Origin of the sequence: Streptomyces sp. Qhu_M48 (assembly GCF_051305195.1) — a bacterium.
Taxonomy (GTDB): Bacteria; Actinomycetota; Actinomycetes; order Streptomycetales; family Streptomycetaceae; genus Streptomyces.
The window spans coordinates 3,214,568-3,239,977 of the sequence record NZ_CP195432.1; the positions used below are offsets into that span (position 1 = coordinate 3,214,568).

Annotated in this window: 24 protein-coding genes and 1 riboswitch; of the genes, 9 read left to right on the plus strand and 15 right to left on the minus strand. The window is 72.7% G+C overall.

From position 1 onward, the window contains the following. Window positions 1-60: 60 nt before the first annotated feature. Window positions 61-1,590, plus strand: coding sequence for an amino acid permease (locus ACRRSS_RS14700; RefSeq protein WP_435971656.1), 1,530 nt, complete (start codon window positions 61-63; stop codon window positions 1,588-1,590). A gap of 165 nt (window positions 1,591-1,755) precedes the next feature. Here the strand turns inward: ACRRSS_RS14700 and ACRRSS_RS14705 are convergent, their stop codons facing one another. Further along, window positions 1,756-2,511 carry a GntR family transcriptional regulator gene (locus tag ACRRSS_RS14705; protein ID WP_435971657.1) on the minus strand — a complete coding sequence of 252 codons (756 nt, stop codon included), beginning with the start codon at window positions 2,509-2,511 and terminating at the stop codon, window positions 1,756-1,758. A gap of 185 nt (window positions 2,512-2,696) precedes the next feature. On the opposite strand from ACRRSS_RS14705, the gene ACRRSS_RS14710 reads away from it, so the two are divergent. Continuing rightward, on the plus strand, window positions 2,697-4,037 hold the full coding sequence (locus ACRRSS_RS14710) for a DUF2252 domain-containing protein (protein WP_435971658.1): 1,341 nt from the start codon (window positions 2,697-2,699) through the stop codon (window positions 4,035-4,037). A gap of 96 nt (window positions 4,038-4,133) precedes the next feature. Here the strand turns inward: ACRRSS_RS14710 and ACRRSS_RS14715 are convergent, their stop codons facing one another. The 10 genes from ACRRSS_RS14715 to dhaK all read right to left on the minus strand — a co-directional run bounded on the left by ACRRSS_RS14715 (window position 4,134) and on the right by dhaK (window position 13,920). Next, window positions 4,134-5,525: an FAD-dependent oxidoreductase gene (locus tag ACRRSS_RS14715; protein WP_435971659.1), complete on the minus strand. Its 1,392-nt coding sequence runs from the start codon at window positions 5,523-5,525 to the stop codon at window positions 4,134-4,136. Window positions 5,526-5,676: 151 nt separating this feature from the next. Beyond that, window positions 5,677-6,213, minus strand: coding sequence for a PadR family transcriptional regulator (locus ACRRSS_RS14720; protein WP_435971660.1), 537 nt, complete (start codon window positions 6,211-6,213; stop codon window positions 5,677-5,679). Between the two features lie 95 nt (window positions 6,214-6,308). Further along, complete coding sequence (locus tag ACRRSS_RS14725) at window positions 6,309-8,324, minus strand: FAD-dependent oxidoreductase (RefSeq protein WP_435971661.1); 2,016 nt, start codon at window positions 8,322-8,324, stop codon at window positions 6,309-6,311. A 215-nt stretch (window positions 8,325-8,539) separates the two neighbouring features. Continuing rightward, window positions 8,540-9,415, minus strand: a complete 876-nt coding sequence (locus tag ACRRSS_RS14730; protein ID WP_435971662.1) for an energy-coupling factor ABC transporter ATP-binding protein — start codon at window positions 9,413-9,415, stop codon at window positions 8,540-8,542. Then, entirely contained in the window at window positions 9,412-10,161 is a 750-nt protein-coding gene (cbiQ, locus tag ACRRSS_RS14735) for a cobalt ECF transporter T component CbiQ (protein ID WP_435971663.1), read from the minus strand. The genes ACRRSS_RS14730 and cbiQ overlap by 4 nt, the downstream gene beginning before the upstream one ends. 6 nt (window positions 10,162-10,167) lie before the next feature. Continuing rightward, window positions 10,168-10,704, minus strand: coding sequence for an energy-coupling factor ABC transporter substrate-binding protein (locus tag ACRRSS_RS14740; RefSeq protein ID WP_435971664.1), 537 nt, complete (start codon window positions 10,702-10,704; stop codon window positions 10,168-10,170). Beyond that, the gene (locus tag ACRRSS_RS14745) at window positions 10,701-11,399 is read right to left on the minus strand and encodes an energy-coupling factor ABC transporter permease (protein ID WP_435971665.1); all 699 of its coding nucleotides are present in this window, start codon (window positions 11,397-11,399) and stop codon (window positions 10,701-10,703) included. Before ACRRSS_RS14745 ends, ACRRSS_RS14740 begins: the two co-directional genes overlap by 4 nt. Window positions 11,400-11,428: 29 nt before the next feature. Further along, a riboswitch (cobalamin riboswitch) is annotated at window positions 11,429-11,635 on the minus strand. 112 nt (window positions 11,636-11,747) lie between these two features. Further along, window positions 11,748-12,194 carry a PTS-dependent dihydroxyacetone kinase phosphotransferase subunit DhaM gene (locus ACRRSS_RS14750; RefSeq protein ID WP_435971666.1) on the minus strand — a complete coding sequence of 149 codons (447 nt, stop codon included), beginning with the start codon at window positions 12,192-12,194 and terminating at the stop codon, window positions 11,748-11,750. Continuing rightward, window positions 12,191-12,901 carry a dihydroxyacetone kinase subunit DhaL gene (gene dhaL / locus ACRRSS_RS14755; protein ID WP_435971667.1) on the minus strand — a complete coding sequence of 237 codons (711 nt, stop codon included), beginning with the start codon at window positions 12,899-12,901 and terminating at the stop codon, window positions 12,191-12,193. The genes ACRRSS_RS14750 and dhaL overlap by 4 nt, the downstream gene beginning before the upstream one ends. Before the next feature lie 26 nt (window positions 12,902-12,927). Further along, entirely contained in the window at window positions 12,928-13,920 is a 993-nt protein-coding gene (gene dhaK, locus ACRRSS_RS14760) for a dihydroxyacetone kinase subunit DhaK (protein WP_435971668.1), read from the minus strand. A gap of 378 nt (window positions 13,921-14,298) precedes the next feature. On the opposite strand from dhaK, the gene ACRRSS_RS14765 reads away from it, so the two are divergent. The 7 genes from ACRRSS_RS14765 (at window position 14,299) to ACRRSS_RS14795 (ending at window position 20,479) form a co-directional block, all read left to right on the plus strand. Next, complete coding sequence (locus ACRRSS_RS14765) at window positions 14,299-14,625, plus strand: PadR family transcriptional regulator (RefSeq protein WP_248511387.1); 327 nt, start codon at window positions 14,299-14,301, stop codon at window positions 14,623-14,625. Beyond that, a complete protein-coding gene (locus ACRRSS_RS14770) occupies window positions 14,622-14,978 on the plus strand; it encodes a DUF1048 domain-containing protein (protein ID WP_435971669.1) in 357 nt (118 codons plus the stop codon). Before ACRRSS_RS14765 ends, ACRRSS_RS14770 begins: the two co-directional genes overlap by 4 nt. A gap of 1 nt (window position 14,979) precedes the next feature. After that, window positions 14,980-15,306, plus strand: a complete 327-nt coding sequence (locus ACRRSS_RS14775) for a DUF1048 domain-containing protein (protein WP_435971670.1) — start codon at window positions 14,980-14,982, stop codon at window positions 15,304-15,306. A 305-nt stretch (window positions 15,307-15,611) separates the two neighbouring features. Then, the gene (locus ACRRSS_RS14780) at window positions 15,612-16,769 is read left to right on the plus strand and encodes an ATP-binding cassette domain-containing protein (RefSeq protein ID WP_435971671.1); all 1,158 of its coding nucleotides are present in this window, start codon (window positions 15,612-15,614) and stop codon (window positions 16,767-16,769) included. After that, the gene (locus ACRRSS_RS14785; RefSeq protein WP_435971239.1) at window positions 16,766-17,557 is read left to right on the plus strand and encodes an ABC transporter permease; all 792 of its coding nucleotides are present in this window, start codon (window positions 16,766-16,768) and stop codon (window positions 17,555-17,557) included. The genes ACRRSS_RS14780 and ACRRSS_RS14785 overlap by 4 nt, the downstream gene beginning before the upstream one ends. A 145-nt stretch (window positions 17,558-17,702) precedes the next feature. Beyond that, window positions 17,703-18,878: a lycopene cyclase family protein gene (locus ACRRSS_RS14790; RefSeq protein ID WP_435971672.1), complete on the plus strand. Its 1,176-nt coding sequence runs from the start codon at window positions 17,703-17,705 to the stop codon at window positions 18,876-18,878. A gap of 41 nt (window positions 18,879-18,919) precedes the next feature. Then, complete coding sequence (locus ACRRSS_RS14795) at window positions 18,920-20,479, plus strand: FAD-dependent oxidoreductase (RefSeq protein ID WP_435971673.1); 1,560 nt, start codon at window positions 18,920-18,922, stop codon at window positions 20,477-20,479. A gap of 61 nt (window positions 20,480-20,540) precedes the next feature. On the opposite strand, the gene ACRRSS_RS14800 is transcribed toward ACRRSS_RS14795, so the two are convergent. The 4 genes from ACRRSS_RS14800 to ACRRSS_RS14815 are packed head-to-tail and all read right to left on the minus strand — an operon-like array spanning window position 20,541 to window position 25,322. After that, the gene (locus tag ACRRSS_RS14800) at window positions 20,541-21,533 is read right to left on the minus strand and encodes a DUF5914 domain-containing protein (protein WP_435971674.1); all 993 of its coding nucleotides are present in this window, start codon (window positions 21,531-21,533) and stop codon (window positions 20,541-20,543) included. Beyond that, window positions 21,530-22,591, minus strand: coding sequence for a phytoene/squalene synthase family protein (locus tag ACRRSS_RS14805; RefSeq protein WP_435971675.1), 1,062 nt, complete (start codon window positions 22,589-22,591; stop codon window positions 21,530-21,532). The genes ACRRSS_RS14800 and ACRRSS_RS14805 overlap by 4 nt, the downstream gene beginning before the upstream one ends. Further along, complete coding sequence (locus ACRRSS_RS14810; protein ID WP_435971676.1) at window positions 22,588-24,132, minus strand: phytoene desaturase; 1,545 nt, start codon at window positions 24,130-24,132, stop codon at window positions 22,588-22,590. The genes ACRRSS_RS14805 and ACRRSS_RS14810 overlap by 4 nt, the downstream gene beginning before the upstream one ends. After that, window positions 24,129-25,322 carry a polyprenyl synthetase family protein gene (locus ACRRSS_RS14815; protein WP_435971677.1) on the minus strand — a complete coding sequence of 398 codons (1,194 nt, stop codon included), beginning with the start codon at window positions 25,320-25,322 and terminating at the stop codon, window positions 24,129-24,131. Before ACRRSS_RS14815 ends, ACRRSS_RS14810 begins: the two co-directional genes overlap by 4 nt. Window positions 25,323-25,410 lie beyond the last annotated feature (88 nt).

Here is a 25,410-nt window from a genome sequence, read left to right on the forward strand (position 1 = left end):
TCCGCTTCCCCCTGTTCCACTTCCCCCGACCCCGCTCAACCCCCCGTCCCCGGAGGACCCATGTCCCGCACCGCCCCCACCGACGAGATACGCAAGCCACCCCCCGTCCAGGACGAGGAGGCGCGGCTGAGGGAGCTCGGCTACCAGCCCGTCCTCGCCCGTCGCATGGGTGGCTTCGGCAACTTCGCGATCAGCTTCTCGGTCATCTCCGTCCTCTCCGGATGCATGACCCTGTACGGCTTCGGCATGGGCACCGGCGGCCCCGCCGTCATGCTGTGGGGCTGGGCGGGCGTCGGGCTCTTCGTGCTGTGCGTCGGTCTCGCCCTCGCCGAGGTCACCAGCGCCTACCCGACCTCCGGCGCCCTCTACTACATGGCGGACCGGCTCGGCGGGCGCCGCTGGGGCTGGTACACGGGCTGGCTGAATCTGCTTGGTCTGCTCGGCGCGATCGCCGGCATCGACTACGGCGCCGCGCTCTTCACCGGCGCCTTCCTCAACCTGCAGTGGGGCTTCCAACCCACCGCGGGCTCCACCTTCCTGATCTTCCTCGCCATCCTGCTGCTCCACGCCGTCCTGAACCTCTTCGGCGTTCGCCTGGTCAGCGTGCTCAACTCGATCAGCGTCTGGTGGCACCTGGCGGGCGTGGCCGTGATCGTCGGAGCCCTCGCCTTCATCCCCGACCGGCACCAGTCCGTCGACTTCGTGTTCACCGAGTTCGTCAACGACACCGGATGGGCCAACCCCTTCTACGTCGCCGCGATCGGCCTGCTCCTGGCGCAGTACACCTTCTCCGGCTACGACGCCTCGGCCCACCTCTCCGAGGAGACCTCCAACGCCTCCGTCGCCGCCGCCAAGGGCATCGTGCGGGCCATCTGGGTCTCCTGGATCGCCGGATTCGCCCTGCTCGCCGGGTTGAGCTTCGCCATCCAGGACTACGCCGCCACGCAGAACAGCGCCACCGGCGTCCCGCCCGCCCAGATCCTCCTGGACGCGCTCGGCTCCGGCGGCGCCACCGCCCTGCTCCTCGTGGTGATCGTCGCCCAGCTCTTCTGTGGCAACGCCGAGGTGGCCGCCGCCAGCCGGATGGTCTTCGCCTTCAGCCGCGACAACGCCCTGCCCGGCTCGGCGATCTGGCGGAAGGTCAGCGGCCGCACCCAGACCCCGGTGCCGGCGGTCTGGCTCGCCGTGGCGGTGGCCGCGCTGCTCGCCGTCCCCTCGCTGTACTCCGCGACCGCCTACGGCGCCGTCACCGCGATCAACGTCATCGGCATCACGCCCGCCTACGCCATCCCCATCTACCTGCGGCTGCGCGCCGGTGACCGGTTCACCCCCGGCCCGTGGAGCCTGGGCCGCTGGAGCAAGCCGATCGGCTGGACGGCCGTCGGCTGGGTGGCGATCGTGACCGTGCTGTTCTGCCTGCCGCAGAAGTCCCCGGTGACGGTCGACACCATGAACTACGCCGTGATCGCGCTCGCCGTCGTCCTCGTCCTCGCCAGCGTCTGGTGGTACGTCGCCCGTCGCTCGTACGGCACGCCGACGGCGTACGGCACGGCCCGCGAGGAGGCGGAGATCTCCGAGGGCATCGTCTGACCGCGGCGGGCGCCCTCCGGCGGAGGGCGCCGTGTGGAGAAGGGCCCGGATCCTGTCCCCGTACCGGACAGGAGCCGGGCCCTCCGTCGCACTCGACGGCCGCGCGTCAGGGCGCGGGACCCTCCCCGGACTCGCATGACAGCGATGTCGGGGACCGGACGGGCGTCAGGCGCTGAACTCGTACGTCCAGGCCGCCGACTGGGCCGAGAAATCGATGTCCGTGATCTCCAGCGCGTGCCCGTGCTGATCGCTCACCACCCGGTGGACGACCAGCCGAGCGGCGCCGCCGGCCGTCGTCGTGGTCGGGACCGGCGGGACGCCGATCGACTCCCGGTGGGTGATCCGGAGCCCGGCCTGGTGCATCCAGTGGTACAGCAGTCGCAGGTCGGGCTGCTGGCGGCAGTCCCGGCCCCGTCGGTAGCGGGCCAGTTGGGGTATCTCGGTGACCGCCGGCCGGGAGAACCACGACACCGCCCGCTGCAGCGCCGAACCCTGCGGTCCGAGCACCACGTGCCGGTGGACGAGAGTCGGCTCGCCCGGGGCGAGCAGGAGCCGGGGTGCCAGCGGGGCGGGCGGCGGCTCCCAGGTGAGGGAGGCCCGTACCAGCGCCTCGGCCGCGCGGGGACCGCCGGGGAAGGTCGGCCGGCGGGCCGGCAGGGCCGGGACGACGGGTTCGCCGCCGGCTCCGGCGGCGGCGAAGGTGCCGCGCCGGTCGGTGACCACGAGCCGCTCCTCCCGCAGGAGTTGGAGCGCGCTGCGTACGGTCTGCCGGTTGACGTGGTAGCGCTGGGACAGGGATCGTTCGGAAGGGAGCCTGCTACCGGGGGAGATGCGCCGGTGGGCGAGGTCCTCGCGCAGTGCGGAGGCGACCCGGAGATAGAGCGGCGCTTCCGCCGCCACCTCGGAATCGGGCTCGGCCATGATCAAACCCTCTCTTCGCTCAGCGTGACCGCACGGGTCGTGTGGGTGATCAATTTCTACCATTGGTCTAAACCATTTTGCCAGACCGCTCGGGCAGAGTGGCCGAAACGAACGAGGCGCCTTGTAATGAGGTACCAGGTGACGGGGGCGAGACCGCGGCGGCGGAGGAGGGCGGGCGAGGCCGGATGATGACATCGTCGGAGCGCGCCGCGCGCGGCAGAGCGGCCCGCAAGAGCGTCCCCCGCTCCTCCCACGGCCGCTGGATCCCCAGCTCGCAGCGCCCCGACCCCATCGACGTGCTCGAACGCCAGTCGCTCGACCGGCTCCCCGACCTCGTGCCCCTGCGGTACGGCCGCATGGTCGCCTCTCCCTTCGCCTTCCTCCGCGGCGCCGCCGCCGTCATGGCCGCCGATCTCGGCGCCCAGCGCCACACCGGACTCACCGTCCAGCTCTGCGGCGACGCCCACCTCCTCAACTTCGGGGTCTTCGCCTCACCCGAACGGACCCTTCTCTTCGACGTGAACGACTTCGACGAGACACTCCCCGGCCCCTTCGAGTGGGACGTGAAGCGGCTCGCGGCCAGCGTCACCGTCGCCGCCCTCCAGAACGGCAGCACCAAGCCCAAGGCCCACCGCGCGGCCCTCGTCGCCACCGAGTCGTACCGGACGACCGTCCGCCACCTCGCCGAGCTGGGCGAGCTCGACGTCTGGTACGAACGGATCGCCGCCGACGACCTCGTCCCCCTCGTGCGCCGCGAGGAACGCGCCCGGTTCGTCAACCGGCTCGCCCGCGCCCGCCGCCGTACGAGCCTGCACGCCCTCGGCAAGCTCACCGAGGCCGACGCGACCGGCGCCCGGCACATCGTCGACGACCCCCCGCTCCTCGAACGGACCACGGACGTCGACCGGGTCTCCCTCGGCAAGATATTCAGCGACTACCGCAGCTCCCTCACCGAGGAACGACGCGTCCTCCTCGACCGCTACCGCTTCCGCGACGCCGCCCGCAAGGTCGTCGGGGTCGGCAGCGTCGGCACCCGCTGCTTCGTCCTCCTCCTCGAAGGCCGGGACGACGGGGACCCGCTCATCCTCCAGATCAAGGAGGCCGTCCCGTCCGTCCTGGAGCCGTACCTGGCGCCGAGCGCATACCCCCACCAGGGACGGCGTGTCGTCTGCGGCCAGCGCCTCACACAGGCCGCGAGCGACATCTTCCTCGGCTGGATGACCGGACCCGAACAGCGCCACTTCTACTGGCGCCAACTCCGCGACATGAAGGGCTCCGCCGAGGTCGAGAGCATGTCCCCGGCCATGCTGCGGGACTACGCGCGGCTCTGCGGCCGGGCCCTGGCCCGTGCCCACGCCCGCTCCGGCGACCGGATCGCGATCGCCGCCTACCTCGGCGGTTCCGACGTCTTCGACCGCTCCGTCGCGGACTTCGCCCTGGCCTACGCCGGCCAGAACGCCGACGACTACGCGGCCCTCGGCGCGGCCATCGCGGCGGGCATGGTGACGGCGGCGCCGGGAGCCTGAGAACGGGCCCGGCAGGGGGCCGCCCGGCGCCGGAGCGGCCCCGGAGGCCCGGCCCGGCGCCGCACGCGCCGCCCCCTCCCGCGCTCCCGCCACCGCCTACGCGTCGCGGCGCGACGGCGGATCCGACGGCGTCTCGGGGACCGGCCCGAAGAGCACCGCCCGCGCCACCGACGGGGCGAACAGACTCGTCAGGGGGGCGGTCAGGGTCATCGCCGCACGGAACGGCGCGCCCACGGCCGGATCGCCGGCGGCCCGCTCCACCACCCGGCCCAGGTACCAGCCGACGACCCGGTCCGCCGGACCCGGCCGCACCGCGTCGCCGGTCGCGCCCGGCATCTTCTTGTCGGCGCCCGCGGAGATGTCCCAGGCCTGCCGGGAGGCGTCGAGCAGGGCCCGCTGCACGGCACGGGTGGTGGGGGTGCGCCGGGTGTCGGCGAGCGCCCGGCGCAGCGCGACCGCGCTGAGCGCGGCGACGGCCATGCCCTGCCCGTAGATCGGGTTGAAGGCGCAGAGCGCGTCGCCGGTGGCGAGGAAGCCGGCCGGGCGGCGGCCCGGACGGTCGTACCGGCGCCGGATGTTGGCGGTCCTGCGGAAGCCGTACACCGGGGAGACCGGCTCGGCCCGCGCCAGCCAGTCACTGATCATCGGGTGCGGCAGCCGCTTGGCGTACTCCTCGAACGCGCCCTCCTCGGTGGGCGGTTCCTCACCGCGCAGCCCCGACAGGGTCACCAGGTGGTGCCCGTCGCCGAGGGGCAGCACCACCCCGCCGTACGTCTGGGCGGGGTTGGGCACGATGTAGCAGCCGACGGCGTCGGTGTCCGGGTCCGCGACCGGGACGCGGTACACCCGGGTGCTGTACGCGAGGCCCGTGTCCAGGGTCTCCTCGTGCGGGGCCTCCGCGCCGATCCCCGCCAGCCAGTCGGCGGACTTGGTGGACCGCCCGGAGGCGTCGACCACCAGATCGGCGGTGAGCGTACGGGGCTCCTTGCCGGCCCCCGTACCGCGCTCCCGCAGCCGAACGCCCCTGACCCGCGAGGAGTCACCGACCAGGCCCACGGTCTCGGTGCCCTCGACGAGTTCGATACGGGGATCGGCGAGCACTCGCTGCCGCACCAGCCACTCCAGCTGCGGGCGCGGCCCGGTGTAGTGGTGGGTGGTCGCGGGGGTGCGGCGGAACCACTTGCCGTTCTGCCACTGGACGATGTCGGAAGGGGCGCCCACCTTCGGCGCCCCGAGTGCGGACAACTCGTCCAGCACGCCCGGGAGCAGCTCGTCGAGTGCCTGCTGCCCTCCCTCGATCAGCACGTGCAGGTGCCGGCCCTGCGGGACCCCCGCCCGTGCCTCCGGCCCCTCGGGCAGCCGGTCGCGCTCGACGACCGTCACCTTCTCCGCGTGCTCGGCCAGCACCCGAGCGGCGAGCAGCCCAGCGAGACTTCCCCCGATGACCACCGCGTGACGCGTCACACGGTGCCCCAAGTCGTCGGCCATACCGGCCCCTTCGTGTCGTCGGACTCCAACGACCCAGTATCACGCCACCCCGCGCGAAACGGTGTGACGGCCATACGCTTTCGGCCGCCCGGGACCCGGGACGCCACCCGTGGCCTCGCACCGGCCCGCCCCGGGGGCACTGCCCGGGACGTCACTCCGTCCCGAGCTCCCCCAGCGCCCCCGTCAGCCACTCCACCCAGAACCGCTCCATGTCGATCCCGCCCCGCAGGACGAGGTGGCGCAGCCGGTCGGGCTCCGTGCCGCGGCGTTCCGGCGGGAAGTCGCGGGTCTCGATCGCGAGGTACTCGTCCAACTGTTCCTGGTGCAGGGCGAGATGGCGGGAGAGCTCGGCACGGAGGCCCGCCGGGCCGACCACCGCGGCCGCCCGCATCCGCAGTAGCAGGGCGGCCCGCATCGGCTTCGGGTCCTCCGACCTCGCCACCCAGGCGCCGAGTTCGGCGCGGCCGGCCGGCAGTACCTCGTACTCCTTGCGCTGCCCCCGTACGGGCACCGGGGCGGGCAGGGCGCGGATGTGCCCCGCCTGCTCCAGCTTTCCCAGCTCGCGGTAGATCTGCTGGTGCGTGGACGACCAGAAGTAGCCGATCGACCGGTCGAAGCGGCGCGTCAGTTCGAGGCCGGAGGACGGCTTCTCGAGCAGCGCGGTCAGGATCGCGTGCGGGAGGGACATGGACGCATCCTAGAAGCGGCCGGCGACGGCGCCGCGGCGGCCGAGGACGCCGACGACGCCGCCCGGGAAGGCCTCGGAAGGGCCGGCCGCGGTGATCACAGGGCGGCCGCGAGGCGGGTGCCCTGGTCGATGGCCCGCTTGGCGTCCAGCTCGGCCGCGACGTCCGCGCCGCCGATCAGGTGCGCCACGCGGCCCGCCGCCACCAGCTCCTCGTACAGGTCGCGGCGCGGCTCCTGGCCGGCGCAGAGGACGACGGTGTCGACCGGAAGCAGCTGCGCCTCGCCGCCGATGGTGACGTGCAGGCCCTCGTCGTCGATCCGGTCGTACGACACGCCCGCGACCATCGCGACGCCCCGGTGCTTGAGCTCGGTGCGGTGGATCCACCCCGTGGTCTTGCCGAGGCCGGCGCCGACCTTGGACTCCTTGCGCTGGAGCAGGTGCACCTGGCGCGGCGGCGCGGGGCGCTCGGGGGCGCGCAGTCCGCCCCGGCTCTCGTACGAGGTGTCCACGCCCCACTGGCGGAAGTACGTCTCGGGGTCCTGGCTCGCGCCCTCGCCGCCGTCCGTGAGGAACTCCGCGACGTCGAAGCCGATGCCGCCCGCGCCGATGATCGCGACGCGCTCGCCGACGGGCGCGCCGTCGCGCAGCACGTCGAGGTAGCTGACGACGCTCGGGTGGTCCACGCCCGCGATGCCGGGGGTGCGGGGGGAGACGCCGGTGGCGACGACGACCTCGTCGAAGCCGTCGAGGTCGCCCGCGGCGACCGGGGTGTTCAGGCGGACGTCGACCCCGCGCTCGGCGAGCTGGACGCGGAAGTAGCGCAGCGTCTCGTCGAACTCCTCCTTGCCGGGGACCCGCTTGGCGACGTTCAGCTGGCCGCCGATCTCGGCGGCGGCGTCGAAGAGGGTCACGGCGTGGCCGCGCTCGGCGGCCGACACGGCGCAGGAGAGCCCGGCCGGGCCCGCGCCGACGACGGCGATCCGCTTGGCCCGGCGGGTGGGGGAGAGGACCAGCTCGGTCTCATGGCAGGCGCGCGGGTTGACCAGGCAGGAGGTGATCTTCAGGTTGAAGGTGTGGTCGAGGCAGGCCTGGTTGCAGCCGATGCAGGTGTTGATGGTGTCGGCGCGGTCGGCGGTGGCCTTGGCGACGAAGTCCGGGTCGGCGAGGAAGGGGCGGGCCAGCGAGACCAGGTCGGCGCGGCCGTCGGCGAGGATCTCCTCGGCGACCTCGGGGGTGTTGATGCGGTTGCTGGTGACCAGCGGAACGGAGACCGCGCCCATCAGCTTCTTCGTCACCCAGGTGTAGGCGCCGCGCGGCACGGAGGTGGCGATGGTGGGGATCCGGGCCTCGTGCCAGCCGATACCGGTGTTGATGATGGTGGCGCCGGCGGCCTCGATCTCCTTGGCGAGCTGGACGACCTCCTCCAGGGTGGAGCCGCCGGGCACGAGGTCCAGCATGGACAGGCGGTAGACGAGGATGAAGTCCTCGCCGACCCGCTCGCGGATGCGGCGGACGATCTCCAGGGGGAAGCGGACACGGTTCTCGTAGGAACCGCCCCAGCGGTCGGTGCGCTGGTTGGTGGCGGCCGCGATGAACTCGTTGATGAGGTAGCCCTCGGAGCCCATCACCTCGACGCCGTCGTATCCGGCCTCCTTGGCGAGCTCGGCGCAGCGGGCGTAGTCCTCGACGGTCTGCTCGACCTCGGCGTCGGTCAGCTCGTTCGGTACGAAGGGGCTGATGGGGGCCTTGAGGGCGCTGGGCGCGACGAGCGCGGGGTGGTACGCGTACCGGCCGAAGTGGAGGATCTGCATCGCGATCCGGCCGCCGGCCCCGTGCACGGCGTCGGTGATCTGCCGGTGCTCGGCGACCTCCTCGGCGGTGGTGAGCTTGGCCCCGCCGTCCCAGGGGCGCCCGGCGTCGTTGGGCGCGATGCCGCCGGTGACGATGAGGCCCACGCCGCCCCTGGCGCGCTCGGCGTAGAAGGCGGCCATGCGCTCGAAGCCGTGCTCGGTCTCTTCGAGGCCGACGTGCATCGATCCCATGATCACCCGGTTGGGCAGGGTGGTGAACCCGAGGTCGAGCGGGCTCAGCAGGTGCGGGTACGGGGTCATGCGGGCGCCTCCTCGCGCAGGAACGTCGACCTCAGTTGTAGGGGACCCCTTCCCGTTATGCAACTAGTTGCAGAAGATCTGGCGCGTGATGTCTACTACTCAGTAGCAAACCCCTCCGGAGCGACGCCTCCGGAACGACGCCTCCGAAGCGGACGTCTCCGAACCGGACCTCTCCGAACCGGGCGTCTCCGCGGTGGACATCCCCGCGGTGGACGTCAGCGCCCCTGCTCGGCGGCGTGGGGAACCGCGGTCGGAGCCGCGGCGGTCCAGCCCTCCAGGTCCTCCGGCGTACGCGGCTCGGGAGCGTCCGGCCCGAGCAGACCATGGGCACGGAGCAGACGGGCCACCGCCGTGCCCCACGGGCGCCGCAGCCGGGCCGCGTCGAGCAGCTCGTCGTCCGCGAGGAGCTCCGCGACCGGCCCGGTCCGCAGCCCCGAAGGGGACAGCACCGCCGCCTCGTCCGCCCAGCGCAGCGCCAGATCCACGTCGTGCGTCGCCATCAGCACCGTCGTGCCGGTCTCGCGCAGCCCCCGGAGCGCTTCGAGCAGCCGCTCCTGCCCGTGCGGGTCGAGGCCCGCCGTCGGCTCGTCCATGATCAGCACCCGGGGCCGCATGGCCACCGCGCCCGCGATCGCCGCCCGCTTGCGCTGCCCGTACGACAGCAGATGCGTCGGCCGGTCCGCGAGCGCCACGATGTCCAGCGCCTCCAGCGCCTCCCGCACCCGGAGCCGTACCTCCTCCTCCGGCAGCCCCAGGTTCATCGGACCGAACGACACGTCCTGGCCCACCGAGGCGGCGAACAGCTGGTCGTCCGGATCCTGCACCACCAACTGCACCGTGGTCCGGAGCCGGGTCAGCCCCTTCCGGTCGTACGCCACCTCCGCGCCGTCCAGGAGCAGTGAGCCGCTCCCGCACCGCAGCCCGCCGCTGAGCAGCCGCAGCAAGGTCGTCTTGCCGCTGCCGTTGCGTCCGAGCAGCGCGACCGCCCGCCCCTCGGCGACGGTGAAGTCCACGCCGGAGAGGACCGGGGGCCCGTCCTCGTAGGCGAAGCCGGCCTGCGCCAGTTCCACGACAGGGGTCGGAGACGTCACGGAAGGAGCCTTTCCAGTACGAGGGTGAGGGCGACGAGTCCGGCGAGCAGCACGCCCGTCGCCGCGAGGAACGGGCGGGAGAGCGCACACGCGGGCACCAGGACCCGCAGCGTCCCGTCGTACCCGCGCCCCGCGAGCCCCGACTGCAGGCGCTGCGCCCGGTCGAAGGCCCGGACGAACGTCGTCGCACCCAGGCCGGCCAGCGAACGCCAGGTCGCGGCCCGAGTGGTGTGCCCGAGCCGGGCGGCCTGGGCCTGCCGGATCCTGGACATCGCGTCGAGCAGCAGGAAGATGATCCGGTACATCACCAGCGCCACGTCCACCACCGGCCCCGGCACCCCGGCCCGTGCCAGCCGGGGCAGCACGTCGGACACCGGCGTCGTGAACGCGAAGAGCAGCACCCCGAGCGAGGCCGCGGCGGTCCGCAGCAGCAACGCGCCCGCGTGCGTCGGACCGTCCGGCGCGAGAGCCACGAGCCCCCGGGCGCCGCCCACCTCGAAGAGCAGCGGAATCGCGCCCGTGACACAGAACCCGAGCGGGATCCGGAACGCCCGCCACAGCGCCCGGCCCGGCACACCGGCCGGACCGAGCAGCACCGTGAGCGTGGCCGCCGCGACGAGGACCGCGCCCGGCCACGGCGGCAGACCGACCGCGCACAGCGTCAGACCGAAACCGAGCAGCGCCTTCTCGGCGGGATGACGGTGGCGCCAGCGACTGCTGTGCGCCGCCGCGTCGATCGGCAGCATCGGCGGCTACGCGTCCCGCCCACCGACGGAACCGGAGCCGGAACCGGGACCGGAGCCGGGTCCAGAGCTGGACCCGGAATCGGGACCGGGCCCACGGGTGGGCTTGGCGTCGGCACCGGCGTCCGAACCGCCACCGGTTTCCGAACCGCCACCGGTGGCGGACCCGGACCCGGAGGCGGACTCGGCCCCGGACCCGGTGGGGGACCCGGCCCCGGGCCCGGTGGCGGCCCCGGCCGCCTCCGCGAGCGCCGTGCCCTGCCGGCGGCCGCGCCGCAGGCCGAAGTAGTACGCCAGGACACCGGCGCCCAGGGCGGCCTGGAGGGCGAAGAGCGCGGACTCGATCTCCCCGGACGGCGGCTCGTACAGCGGACTGAACCACGGCTCGTAGTCGGGCCGGAGTTCCGTGATCGCGGTCTCCGCCTCCGCGTCCGCCCCGGCGAACGGTTCCTCCTTGTGGTCCCCGAGCCCCAGCGCCAGCGGAAGCACCGCGAGCGCGGCGACGACGAGCAGCAGCAGGGCGTTGATCCTCGCGTTCCGGCTCATCGCGCGGCCGCCTCCTCGCGTCGCTCGGTCCCGCGCCCGGCGAGGACGCCGAGCCGGGTCAGTTCGCCCTTGCTCGACTGCGTGAGCAGCCGCATCACGAGCACGGTGAGCAGGCCCTCGCTGACCGCGAGCGGAATCTGTGTGAGGGCGAAGATCCCGCCGAACTTCGCGAGCGCGCCGGGGATGCCGCTGCCCGGGTCCGGGAAGGCGAGCGCCAGCTGCACGCTGGTGACGCAGTACGTGGACAGGTCGGCGACGAACGCGCCGAAGAAGACGGCCACCATCAGGGGAGTGCCGAACCGGCGCGCCAGCAGGTACGTCCCGTACCCCGCCCAGGGACCGACGATCGCCATGGAGAAGACGTTCGCGCCGAGCGTCGTCAGCCCGCCGTGGGCGAGCAGCAGGGCCTGGAAGAGCAGGGTGATCGTGCCCAGGACCGCCATGATGGGCGGCCTGAACAGGATCGCGCCCAGACCGGTACCGGTCGGATGGGAACAACTACCCGTCACCGAGGGCAGCTTGAGTGCCGACAGGACGAAGGTGAAGGCGCCGGCCGCGCCCAGGAGCAGGGTGGACTCGGGGTTCGACCGCACCTCGCGGGTGAGCGCGCGGGCTCCGTGGACGACGAACGGCGTGGCCGCGACGCCCCAGGCGACGGCGTGCGCAGGGGGTAGGTACCCCTCGGCTATATGCATGGTTGGGAGACCCTCTCCAGCACCTCGTGGATGGACAACGCACCCTGGCCGGTCTCCTGGCTGACGGTCATGCCGTCCGACTCCGCCTTCCCACACCACGACGGTCTCCCGACGCGGTCCAGTGGCTTCCCCTGGGGCGTTCCCAGCGGGGGTGGAGCCGGACCTCCCGATCACAGTGGCGAGGGCCGCACCGGTTTCGCACCGGTTTCCCGTACACCAAGGCGCTGTGACACTAGTGCGTTGACCTGCTGGATCACAACACGGCCGCTACCGGGCGCGGCCTTCCGGCCACGGCGCGCGGTCGTCCGTGTCCGCTCCACGGGCTCTCGCCACCCCCGCCTCACCCGCTCACTCCTTGCGGTAGGCGTACGCCTCCCCGGCCGCCGCCGCCACCGCGTCGAGGTCCCCGCCCGCGCTCGCCGTGACGAGCGCGGCGACCGCGCCCTCCACGAAGGGAGCGTCCACCAGACGGGCTCCCTCGGGCAGTTCGTCGCCCTCGGCGAGCAAAGCCTTCACGGTGAGCACCGCGCTCCCGAGGTCGACCAGGATCGCCACGCCCGCGCCCCGGTCCACGGCCCGCGCCGCCTCGGCGATCAACTCGGAACTCGTCCCCAGACCACCGTCCGGGGTCCCGCCGGCCGGCCGGACCGGTGCCAGGTCGCCGCCGCCGGCGAGCCCCCGCGCCAGCTCGGCCACGGCCGACGCGACGGCCGCGCTGTGCGAGACGAGCACGATCCCGACGCCACCCCCACCCCTCACGGCCGTCACACCGCCCTCACCACCGATGCCCGTCACGCCGCCCCCTCCGCTCCCGAGCCCGACGTGCCCGCGGTCTCCGTACCCGAGGTCTCCGCGCCCCGGCCCTCCGCTTCCGAGCCCGACGTACCCGAACTCTCCGCGCGCGCGGTCTCGTCGAGCGTCGCGAAGAGCAGTGCCGAGGACGTGGCCCCCGGGTCCTGGTGCCCGACCGACCGCTCGCCCAGATAGCTGGCCCTGCCCTTGCGGGCCCGCAGGGGTACGGTCGCGAGGGCGCCCTCCTCCGCGGCGGTGCGGGCGGCCGCGAACGAGACCCGCAGCCCCTCCACAGCCGGTACGAGCGCGTCCAGCATCGTCTTGTCGCCCGCCTGGGCGCCGCCCAGCTGGGACACGGCGGACACGCCGGAGGAGAGCGCCTCGGCGAGCTGCGCCCGGCTGATCCGCCCGTCGTCGCCCAGCGTCTTGCCGGTCCGGCGCAGCAGCGTGCCGTACAGCGGTCCCGACGCGCCCCCCACCGTGGAGATCAGCTGCCGTCCGGCGGTGGTGAGGGCGGCGCCCGGTGTGGCCGGCGGCTCCTTGGCCAGGATCTCGGTCACGGCGGCGAACCCCCGCCTGAGGTTGGTGCCGTGGTCGGCGTCGCCGATGGCCGAGTCGAGTTCGGTGAGCCGGTCCGCCTCGCGGTCGACGGCCTCGGCCATCGCGGCCAGCCAGCGCACCAGGAACTCCGCGCCGAAGGTCTCCGTCATGTCGCTCTCCTCTTCCCTGGCTCGTCTCACCGGCCCCAGCGCAGCGCGGGCGTCTCCACCGGCGCGTCCCACAGGCGGAGCAGCTCCTCGTCCACCTCGCAGAGGGTCACCGAGCAGCCGGCCATGTCCAGCGAGGTCACGTAGTTCCCGACGAGGGTACGGGCCACCGGCACGCGCCGCTCACCGAGCACGCGCTGCACCTCCGCGGTGAAGCCGTACAGCTCCAGGAGCGGGGTCGCGCCCATCCCGTTCACCAGGGCGATCACCGGGCCGGTGGGACGGAGGTCGTCGACGACGGCGTCGACGGCGAAGTCCGCGATCTCGTGGGAGGTCATCATCGGCCGCCGCTCACGGCCCGGCTCACCGTGGATGCCGATGCCCAACTCCAGCTCACCCGGCGGGAGATCGAAGGTGGGGCTGCCCTTGGCGGGGGTGGTGCACGCGCCCAGGGCCACACCGAAGGACCGGCAGCGCTCGTTGACCCGGCGGGCGACGGCCTCCACTCGATCCAGCGGCGCGCCCTCCTCGGCGGCGGCGCCCGCGATCTTCTCCACGAAGAGGGTGCCGCCGGTCCCGCGCCGGCCGGCCGTGTACAGGCTGTCCGTGACGGCGACGTCGTCGTCGACCAGGACCCTGGCGACCCGGACGCCCTCGTCCTCGGCGAGCTCCGCCGCCATCTGGAAGTTCAGGACGTCACCGGTGTAGTTCTTGACCACGAACAGGACCCCGGCGCCGCTGTCGACGGCGGCCGCGGCCCGTACCATCTGGTCGGGCACCGGCGAGGTGAACACCTCTCCCGGACACGCCGCCGCGAGCATCCCGGGTCCGACGAACCCGCCGTGCAGCGGCTCGTGCCCGGACCCGCCGCCGGACACCAGCGCCACCTTCCCCGCCACGGGCGCGTCCCGCCGCACCACCACCCGCCGCTCCACGTCCACGGTGAGCTTGGGGTGGGCGGCGGCCATCCCGCGCAGCGCGTCGGCGACGACGGTCTCGGGAACGTTGATGAGCATCCTCATGGGTGTCTCCTTGGGGTTCTGGCGGAAGGGCCTTTGGCTGGTGTCTTCGCAGTTCAGGTGGCGTTCCCGAGGTGGATGATCTTGACGTCGATCGGCGGCTCGTGGTGCCTTCTGCCGGTGCTGGCGCTGACCTGATGGCGACTTTCACGATGGTGCGTCAGATCTGTGTATCGACTTGATGGGAGGTGATGGAGGCTCCCGGCTCGGACGATATCGACATTGCCGCCACGGAGAGCGTGTGGGCAAGACTGATTCCCGCGAGTGTCTTCCCGCCGCACCGGATGGCGCCAGGAGGCCGCTCCCAACTCCACTACTCGGTGATACTGTGTAGTGGTATTCGGTACTACACAGTACCGCTAGGGCCGAAGAGGACTCGTGATGGATGACCTGACGGAGATGTTGAAGGGCACGCTCGAAGGGTGCGTGCTCGAGATCATCGGCAGCGAGGAAACCTACGGGTACGCCATCACCCGTCAACTGAACGAGCTCGGCTTCGCCGACGTCGTCGAGGGGACGGTGTACACCATCCTGCTGCGCCTGGAGAGGAACAAGCTCGTCCAGGTGACGAAGCGACCGTCCGGGGTCGGGCCGCCGCGCAAGTTCTACGCGCTCAACGACGCCGGACGCGAGGAGCTCGCGAAGTTCTGGGCGAAATGGCAGTACGTCTCATCACGCATCGACAGGCTCAAGGAGGGCGGGAGATGAACTTCTGGGAGACCATCACAGGCAGTGATCTCACCAGGGAATGGAAGACGTTCGAAGCCCGGGCCGCGGCCCTGCCGGCCGACTACCGGGCGGCGTGGGCGCAGATCAAGGCCCACCTCTTCCCCCACGGGGACTTCACCGGCCGCAACCTGATGCCGATCCTCGACGGCGCCCTGGGGCTGCTCGAAGAGGCGGCGGTGGACGGGCAGAGCGTCCACGAGGTGCTCGGCGACGACATCCGAGGCTTCTGCGCGGCGCTGGCCGGCGGAGAAGGGGCTCGCACCTATCGAGACCGGTGGCGCGAGCAGTTGAACAGGAACGTCGCTAGGAAACTGAGCCGGCTGGGAGGCTGACGTGGGAATCCAGGACATCATCCAGGGCAAGAAGCAGTGGCGTGCGCACACGGCTCGGGTCAAGGCGCTCCCGCCGGACTACCAGATCGTCTACAGGGAGATGCGGAAGTACTTCTTCAAGGTCGGACCGGTCGACCTGGCTGACGGGCCCCTGCTCCCCGGAATCGTCGAGTTCTTCGAGGAGGGCGTCGCCTCGGGCAGGGGGGTCTTGGAGCTCATCGGCAACGACGTCGCCGCGTTCTGCGACGACCTGATCAAGGACTCGCCCACCTACGCGGACGCCTACCAGGGGTCCATCAGCGGGGAAGCCGGCACGGCCCAGAAGTAGCACCCCCCGCCTCATGTCGACGGGCGTGACCCGCACGCGCGGTTCGTTCGCCTCGACGCGGCGCGAAGAGGCGTGGATCGACCGGCCATCGGAAGCCGCCGCAGACCCTGTTCACCACGGTGGTCGAGCACGCCGGCGAGACCTGGCTCGGCCCTGCCGACGCCCCCGGTGAGCAGGTCTCCGGCGGCTGGCCGCTCGGCACCCTTCCTCACTACGGCGCGACCTGGCGTGTGGCCGCCGGCCGTCGCTCGATCCGAGCTGCGAAACAGTCCCCCTGTGTCCTCAGCCTCCGAAAGGTGGTCTCCATGCCTTCATCTGTCATGCCCACATCCAGGCAGGGTGACGGTCGCCTGTCGACGACCGCGATCTCCGCCGTCGGGCTACGCAAGTCATTCGGCGACGAGCTCGTCCTGGACGGTATCGATCTGCACATCCCGGCCGGGTCCGTGTTCGCACTGCTCGGCCCGAACGGCGCCGGCAAGACCACCGCCGTCAAGATCCTCTCCACCCTCGTCACCGCCGACGCCGGCGAACTGCGCGTCGGCGGGTACGACCTGGCCGCCGACCCGCAGGCGGTCCGTGCCGCGATCGGTGTCACCGGTCAGTTCTCCGCCGTTGACAGCCTGATCACCGGCGAGGAGAACATGCTCCTCATGGCGGACCTGCACCACCTGCCCAAGCGCGAGGGGCGGAGGGTCGCCGCCGAACTCCTGGAACGCTTCGACCTGGTGGACGCGGCGAGGAAGCTCGCCTCGACCTACTCCGGCGGTATGAAGCGCCGTCTCGACCTCGCGATGACGCTGGTCGGCAGCCCGCGGATCATCTTCCTCGACGAGCCGACGACAGGGCTCGACCCGCGCTCCCGCCACACCATGTGGCAGATCATCCGCGAACTCGTCACCACCGGCGTCACCGTCTTCCTCACCACCCAGTACCTGGAGGAGGCCGACGAACTCGCCGACCGCATAGCTGTGTTGAACGACGGCAGGATCGCCGCCGAGGGCACCGCCGAAGAGCTCAAGCGGCTCGTCCCGGGCGGGCACATCCGGCTCCGCTTCACCGACCCGGTCGCGTACCAGTCCGCAGCCGACGCCCTGCGCGAGGCCACCCTCCCCCAAGCGCGCGGCTCCGCTCGTGCAGGGGGTACCCCCATCCAAGCGCGCGGCTCCGCTCGTGCAGGGGGTACCCCCATCCAAGCGCTCGGCTCCGCTCGTGCAGGGGGTACCCCCATCCAAGCGCTCGGCTCCGCTCGTGCAGGGGGTACCCCCGTCGACGAAGCGCTGACGCTGTCCATCCCCAGCGACGGCAGTCAGCGCGAACTGCGCTCCCTTCTCGACTGGCTGGACTCCGCCGGCATCGAGGCGGACGAACTGACCGTCCACGCCCCCGACCTCGACGACGTGTTCTTCGCCCTGACCGGCGGAGGCAACGTCCCCGACCAGCTCAGGAAGGACGCCCGATGAGCTCCCTCTCCCTCGCCGTCCGCGACTCGGCGACGATGCTGCGCCGCAACCTGCTGCACGCCCGCCGCTACCCGTCCATGACCCTCAACCTGCTGCTGACGCCGATCATGCTGCTGCTCCTCTTCGTCTACATCTTCGGAGACGTGATGAGCGCGGGCATCGGCGGCAGCGGCGCGGACCGCTCCGACTACATCGCCTACCTCGTCCCGGGCCTGCTGATGATGACCATCGGCAGCACCGTGATCGGAGCCGCGATCTCCGTCTCCATGGACATGAACGAAGGGCTCATCGCCCGCTTCCGCACCATGGCCATCCACCGCGGCTCCCTGCTCATCGGGCACGTCGTCGGCAGCGTGCTGCAGGTGCTCGCCAGCCTGGTCCTCGTCGGCGCCGTCGCCGTGGCCATCGGCTTCCGCTCCACCGACGCCACGGCGCTCGAATGGCTGGCCGCTTTCGGGCTCCTCGCGCTGTTCGCCCTGGCGCTCACCTGGATCGCGGTCGGGATGGGCATGGCCAGCCCGAACCCGGAGGCGGCCAGCAACATGGCCATGCCGCTGATCCTCCTCCCCCTCATCTCCAGCGCCTTCATCCCGGCCGAGACGATGCCCGGCTGGTTCCGGCCCATCGCCGAGTACCAGCCCTTCACCCCCGCCATCGAGACCCTCCGCGGCCTCCTCCTCGGCACCGAGATCGGCCACAACGGCTGGCTCGCCCTCGCCTGGTGCCTCGCCCTCACCGCCCTCGGCTACTCCTGGTCCAAGTCGATCTTCAACCGCGACCCGAAATGACCCGGACACGTCGGCACCGAAACCGCGTGGCCGCGAAACGCCGGGAGTGGTCGACCGGCTTGCCGACCGGGGCGGCATACGATCACCGCGTGCGGCGCCGCGCGGCACCTGGTGCCCCGGCGTATCCCTGGCCGGAGGAGGACACGTGGCGTCACGGAGCGACGTGGCCATCGTCGGGGCCGGCGCGGCCGGACTGTCGCTCGCCTGGCGCCTGCTCAGCCCTCCCGCCGGTGTCCCCGTCCCCTCGGTGGTCCTGGTCGACGCCCCGCCAGGCTCCTTGCGTCCGCCTGAACGCACCTGGTGCTTCTGGGAAGACGGGCCTGGGGAGTACGACGACCTGGTGACCGCCACCTGGGGCCACCTTCGGGTACGGGCTGCCGACGGCCCCTCCATCACCCGAAGCCTGGGACGGTTCCGCTACAAGATGCTGCGCTCGCCCGCCTTCGCGGAGGGCTTGGTCCCGCGCCTCGGATCCCTGGAACGTGTCGAGGCTGTCGTGGAGAGGATCGAGGACAGGCACGACGGCGCCGCAATCGTCTGCCGTACGTCCGGCGGGGCGCCGATGTCCGTGCGGGCGCGCTGGGTCTTCGACTCCCGTCCGCCCGCGCCCGCGCCCGCCAGAACCGCGCTCCTCCAGCACTTCAGCGGATGGTTCGTCCGTACGCGGGGGCCCGTCTTCCAGCCGGACGTCGTGGAGCTGATGGACTTCCGTACACCACAGCCCCGGCACGGCCTGTCCTTCGGCTACGTGCTGCCCACGAGTCCGCGCGAGGCTTTGGTCGAGTACACGGAGTTCGGCCCGGCCGCCCTCACGGAGCAGGCCTACGAGGCCGCGCTTCGCCAGTACACCCAGGACGTGCTCCGCCTCGGCCCCCACGATGTCCTCGCCCGGGAACAGGGTGTCATCCCCCTGACCGATGCCCGCCACGCTCCCCGTGCCGGGCGTCACGTCTTCCGGATCGGCGCGGCCGGCGGAGCGATCCGTCCTTCCACCGGCTACGCGTTCTCGGCGATCCAGCGCCAGACCCGCGCCGTCGCGGCCGCCGTCCACCACCACCGCACACCCGTTCCGCCCGCCGCCTACACCGCCCGCCACCTTGCCATGGACGCGATCCTGCTGCGCGGTCTCGCGACCGGCCGGGTGCAGGGCGCGTCGTTCTTCAGCCGCCTCTTCCGTACCGTCCCGGCCGAACGCCTTCTGCGTTTCCTCGACGGCGAGACGCGCCCCGCCGAGGACGTGCTGATCGGGCTGCGTACCCCCGTCCTGCCGATGCTGCGATCCGCCGCAGGCCTCCCGTTCCTCGCTCGCACTCCCCGCTGATCCGCACCCTTCCCGCCACAGGACCCCAGAAAGGCCGTCAGATGAGCCCTCAGCCCGTACGGGCAGCACGCCGGGGACGCGACCGGAAGGCCGAAGTCGTACCCGCCCACGAAGGCCGTGCCCGGCACGCGGGAGGAGGGGCGCCACGCTGTGCGGTCGTCGGGGGAGGGATCGCGGGCCTCGCGGCGGCGACCCTGCTTGCCGAGCGCGGCGTCGACGTCACCCTGTACGAACGGGAGGCCTCGCTCGGCGGGCGTCTCGCCGGGTGGCCGGTCGAACTCGCCGACGGCTCGGCGGTCACCATGAGCCGCGGCTTCCACGCCTTCTTCCGGCAGTACTACAACCTGCGCGGCCTCCTCCGGCGCGTGGATCCCGGACTGGAACGCCTGCGAGGCATCGGCGACTACCCCCTCCAGCACGCGGCCGGCCTCTACGACAGCTTCGCCCGCGTCCCGCGCACCCCGCCGTGGAACGCCCTGGGCTTCGCCGCCCGCAGCCCCAGCTTCGGCTGGCGCGACCTGCGCCGTCTCGACGCGCGGGCGGCCCTGCCTCTCCTCGACGTCCGGCTGCCCGACCTGTACGACCGCTACGACCGGATCAGCGCCCGCACACTCCTGGAACGCATCCGCTTCCCCGAGGCTGCCCAGCACCTCGCCTTCGAGGTCTTCTCCCGCAGCTTCTTCGCCGACCCGGGCGAGCTCTCCGCGGCCGAACTCGCGCTGATGTTCCACATCTACTTCCTCGGATCCTCGGAGGGCCTCCTCTTCGACGTGCCGGACGAGCCCTATCCGCAGGCAATGTGGGACCCCCTCGCGCGCTACCTCGACGGACACCGCGTCCGGATCCGCACCGGCACACCCGTCCACGCCGTGGAACCCGACCCGCACGGAGGGCACACCCTCGTCACCGGGGACGGGACAGACCGCGCCGACGCCCTGGTCCTGGCCCTCGACGCGAGAGGGCTGCGTTCCCTGGTGAGGAACTCTCCCGCCCTCTGCGACGAAGCGTGGCGCGCGCGGATCGGCCGCCTCGCCTCCGCGCCGCCCTTCCTGGTCCACCGGATCTGGCTCGACCGGCCCGTCAACGCCTGCCGGACCGGTTTCCTCGGCACCAGCGGCTACGGGCCGCTGGACAACATCAGCGTCCTGGAACGGTGGGAGGGCGAAGCCATGCGCTGGGCGCGGAAGTCCGGCGGATCCGTCGTCGAACTTCACGCCTACGCGGCCGCGCCGTCGGCCGACCCCGAGACGCTCTCGCGCTCCCTCCTGGCCGAGCTCCACCGCGTATACCCCGAAACACGCTCGGCCCGGGTCGTCGACGAGCGCCGACTGTGGCGCGCCGACTGCCCGTTGTTCGCCGTCGGTACCGCCGCCGACCGCCCCACGGTCGACACGCCGGACCCCACGGTGACCGTCGCCGGCGACCTCGTCCGCAGCGACCTGCCCGTAGCCCTGATGGAGCGCGCGGCCACCACGGGCTTCGTGGCCGCCAACGCGCACCTACGCCGCTGGGGTCTGCGCGGCCAGACCCTCTGGACCGTCCCCCGGCGCGGCCGGTCCGCGCTCCCGCGCCGCCTCGCCGCCTTCGCGGACAGCCCGTGAACCGCACGCCGACAGACCTGCCCCGCATGTACCGACCGCCGGGGGAATGCCACGAACCCCGTCAGCCCGGGAACCGCCCCTGGCGGCGCAACGACCAGCGCCGCTCCGCGTACGCCAGATCGTCCCGCCACAACCGGCCGGCCGCCGCGCGGATCGCCGGCCGGAGCAGTGGCGCCGTCGCCCTGGCGACGGCGAAGCCGCGCCGGTCCGAGACGGCCACGACCGCCTCGACCACGGCCGTGCGGGGGCGGTCCGACCCGGCCGCCGTCAACGGCGTGGCATGTGTCTCCACCACCGATCCCGCGCCCTCTCCCGCCTCGATCCGCATCACGACCGTACGGGGTTCCGGCGCGGTGAAGGCGGCCCGTACCGGGACGACGGCGCGCCCCGCCACCTTGAACGCCACGTCCACCACCAAGGCGTCCTCCGCGTCGACCGCGTCCTCGGACGGAACCTTCAGCACCTTGAGGTCCACGAACGAGTACGGGTGCAACCACGCGCCGTGCCAGGGGTCCAGACGGTTGGCCACGACGTCCTCCGGCTCGCACACCCCCACCCCGGTGTAGACAGCGCTCACCGCTTCGCCGTCGCTCGCACGCTCCGGCACCACGGGCCGCTCCGTGGGCGCCTCCCCGCCCAGCGCGTCCAAGCGCACCCACACCAGCAGCCCGTCGTCATGGACCGGCCACGGATCCCAGCCGGCGAAGGGACGCCCGTCCAGACTCATGCCGTGCCAGTGGCAGATCAGCGTCCCGCACCGGACGGCAGCGTCCTTCAGGGGCGCGCCCAGGTGGGGACACGCTCCCGGGCCGGCCACCGCGGCCCCGTCCGCATCGCGCCAGAGCACCATCTCGACCCCGCCGACGCAGCGGCCGAGCGGCCGGTCGGACCGCACGTCGCGACTGTCCGCGACGACGTACCAGTTGCCCGACGCACGGGCCTGTGCCCGGCGCAGGGCGGCCGCGATCGACGCGGGCCGCGCCTCGCGCCACGTCGGCCGCTGCCGCTCCCAGGCGACCGCCTCCCTCCGCCACCGCAACGGAATCCCGCTCACCGTTCCTCACCTCCGGCCCCTGAGGCACGCGGCACCCAGGCCGATTCGGGGAGCCTCGCCGGCACCGGTGAGACGTGCGCTCCCCGGGGCCGGTCCGGCTCGCTCCCGGGAGACCGCCGAAAGACCGGCCACCCTCTGCGGGCCGCGAGGGCGCGGACGAAGCCGCGCCCGGCCACCGCCAGCCGCCGTCGCCTGCCCACGACGGCCCTCCGGTGCAGCACGGAGAAACCGTCGTCCTCGATGGCCTGGAGGATGTCGCGGTACAGCACGAACGCCGTCCGGACGCAGGGCGCCGACACCGGGTGGAGCTGGCCGATGCCGGGCTCCGCCGCGCGGTAGACGTGACGCGTGAGAGAGGCGGCGGCCCTGAGCGCCTCGGTGACGCGCCGGTCGTGTCGCCTGGTCGTACGGCTCCACAGCAGCAGGGAACGGTCCACGCCGTAGGCGCCCAGCAGATCGGCGGGCAGGTAGATCCGGCCCCGGTCGAGATCCTCCCCGACGTCCCGCAGGAAGTTGGTGAGCTGGAACGCCACTCCCAGCGCGGCGGCCTGCGGCTCGGCCTCGGCGCGCGGTGCGACCGTGCCCAGGACGGGCACCATCTGCAGTCCGATCACGGCGGCCGAACCGTGCATGTACGCGGCCAGGTCGTCGTACGTCGGATAGTCCGTGACCGACAGGTCGCTGCGCATCGAGGCCAGGAAGTCCGTGAAATGGCTCGCCGGAATACCGTAGCGGGCCCGGGTGTCAGCGACCGCCCGGACCACGGGCTCCTCCACCCACCCCCCGTCGAGCGCTTTCGACCACTGCGCCTCCAGTGTGTCCAGCGCCGCCTCCCGCTCGGCGAGCAGGACTGTACTTCCCAGGTCGTCCACGATGTCGTCGGCATGGCGCGCGAACCCGTACAGAGCATGGACGGCGGACCTCCGGTCCGCCGGAAGGAGCCTCGTGGCGAGGAAGTAGGTCCTTCCATGACGCGCGTTGAGCCGGCGGCAGGCTGTGTAGTCGGCGCGCAGCCCGGCGTCCAGGATGCCCGCCGCGTCGAGCTCGCGGGCCGTCACCTCGCTGCCTCCTGCCGGTTCACGGCCGGCGGGGCCGGGTTCGCGCGGCGGACGCGGCGGTCCGGCGCACCGGTGATCCGCAGGGCGGCGAGCTTGCCCGAGACCAGCACCGTCGGCACACCCACCCCTGGAGTCGTGCCACATCCCGCCAGCACGGCGTTCGCCGTGCCGCGGACGAGATTGCGCGGCCGGAACGGACCGGTCTGGGCGAACGTGTGCGCCACCGAGAACGGCGTGCCCGCCGCATGCCCGCGCGCCGCCCAGTCGGCAGGCGTGACCAGGCACTCCTCGTCGATGGCGTCACCCAGCCCGTGCAGGCCGCGCCGCTCCAGCTCACCGATCAGCGAGTCCCGGTACCGCGCACCCAGCTCACCCCAGTGCACCGCGTCAGGACCCACTTCGGTGTTCGGACACGGGGCCAGGACGTAGTGCAGATGACGGCCGGGCGGGGCCAGCGACGGATCGGTGGCCGTCGGACGGGTGATCAGCAGCGAGGGATCACTCATCAGCCGCCCGGCACGGGTCAGCTCGCGGAACGTGCCGTCCCAGGCGTCTCCGAACGAGATGGTGTGGTGCCCCAGCTGCGGCCACGTCCGGTCGGTTCCGGCGTGGAGCACGACCGCACTGGGGGAGTGCCGCAGCCGGGCAGGACGCCGGGGACGGCGTCCGAGCAACTGGTAGGCGACCGGCAGATCGGGGGTCAGGACCACCGCGTCGCAGGCGATCCGGCCGGAAGCGGTGACGACCGCGGTCACCCGCTCTCCCCGCCGCTCCAGGGCGTGCACCGTCTCGCCGAACCGCAGTTCCGCACCCGCGTCACCGGCCACGCGGGCCATCGCGGCGGGCACGGCGTGCATGCCGCCCCGAGGGAAGTACACGCCCGCGACCGTGTCCATGTAGGCGATCACCGCGTACGCGGCGAGGGCCCGGGACGGCGCCACACCCGCGTACAGCGACTGGAAGGAGAAGACCCTCCGCAGCCGCTCGTCCCCGAGGAAGCGGCCGATCGCCCGGTCGAGCGGCCCGAAGCCGCCCATCAGGGCCAGCCGGGCCAGATCGGGATGCAGCAGCTGCCACGGCGAGTCGAAGTTCGCGTCGATGAACCGACCCATCTGCACGTCGTAGAGCTTGGTCAGCCACCGGCGCAGGCGGCGGTACCCGGCTGCCTCCCGGGCCCCGGCGAACCGTTCCACCTCCGCCGCCATGACGTCGGCGTCGGTGTGGACGTCGAGGTGGCTCCCGTCCGCGAACCGTGCCCGGTAGGCCGGGTGCAGCGCCACCAGTTCGACGTGGTCCCGCATCCGGGCGCCGACCGCCGCGAAGGTCTCGGCGAGCAGATCCGGCATCGTGAGCACGGTGGGGCCCGTGTCCATCAGATACCCGCCCCGCTCGATCCGCCCCGCCCGGCCGCCCGCCCGCGCGTCACGCTCCACCACCGTCACCCGCCGCCCAGCCCCCAGCAGGTGCAGCGCCGCGGAGAGACCGGCCAGACCGGCCCCCACCACGACGACATGATCGGTCCGACCTGACAGCGCCTTCATCGCGGACCTCCGGCCGGCACGTCGTCGAACGCCGCCACCGCGTCCAGCCATGGTTCCGCCGCCGACGCGACCGCCCGGCTCCGCTCCCCGTCGCCCGTACGGCCACAGGCATCGCGCAACAACCTCACGAGACGGGCCGCGGCGGCCCCGTCGAGCGACGCCCCCGCGAGCACCTCCTCGCTCCGGTGGCTCAGCCGCTCCACCTGGGCGACGACCTGCTCACGCGCCCCACTCGCGTCCAGCACCTCCCGCGCCCGCCGGACGTCCGCCTCGGCCGCCCCGCACCGGGCACCGACCACCTCGTCCAGGACACGCGTCCCGGCACGGTCCCCGGCCGCCGCGCAGCGCTCCCGGGCCACCGCGACCAGATACGTCGGCCTGCCCTCGCGCAGGTCCTCGCCCACCGGTTTCCCCGTCGAGGCGGGGTCCCCGAACGCGCCCTGCAGGTCGTCGTGGAGCTGGAAGGCCACCCCCGCGAAGCGGCCCGCCTTCCGGAGCGCCGCGAGGACATCCGCCGACGCGCCGGCGAGCGTGGCGCCGAGAACCAGCGGACGTTCCACCGAGTACAGGGCGGTCTTCAGCACGGCGGACCGCACCGCCCGCGCCGAGGACCAGTCGGCCGTCGCCTGCGCGTGCAGATCGAGATACTGGCCGGCCACCATCTCCGTACGAAGGGAACGCCAGACGGCAGCCCCCGGCACCGCCACCGAGGACCCCGCCGTCGCCTCCGCGAAGGCGTCGTCGGCCCACACCAGAGCGAGATCGCCGGCGAGCACGGCGCCCGCCCCGCCGAACGTGCCGCACGGCCGGTCACGTCGCTGCGTCGCGTACTGCTCGTCCAACTCGACGTGCACGGTCGGACCGCCCCGCCGGAGCGGCGAACCGTCCATCACGTCGTCCTGGATCAGCGCACACGTCTGGACGAGCTCCAAAGCGGAGGCGACCCCGAGGGCCGCCTCCGCCCGCGAGGCCCCACCGCCCGCGGCGCGCATGCCCCACCAGCACAACTGCGGACGCATCCGCCGTCCGCCCTGAAGGGTGAGGCGCGCGACCCGACCCGCCACGTCCGTGGCGAACAGCGGATCCAGCGTCACGGCCTCCTCCAGCCGACGTTCGAGCATCGTCGCCAACACTCTGTCCACGGCCGACACCACGTCCTCGTCGACATGGAGCGGGTCCACTGTGCGCATGGGGCTGCCCTTCACCGCCGGTTGCCGGGAGAACCGGCTTCGCTCGGCGGATGCGTACCGCGGCGGAGCCCCCGGGCATCCGGCCTTA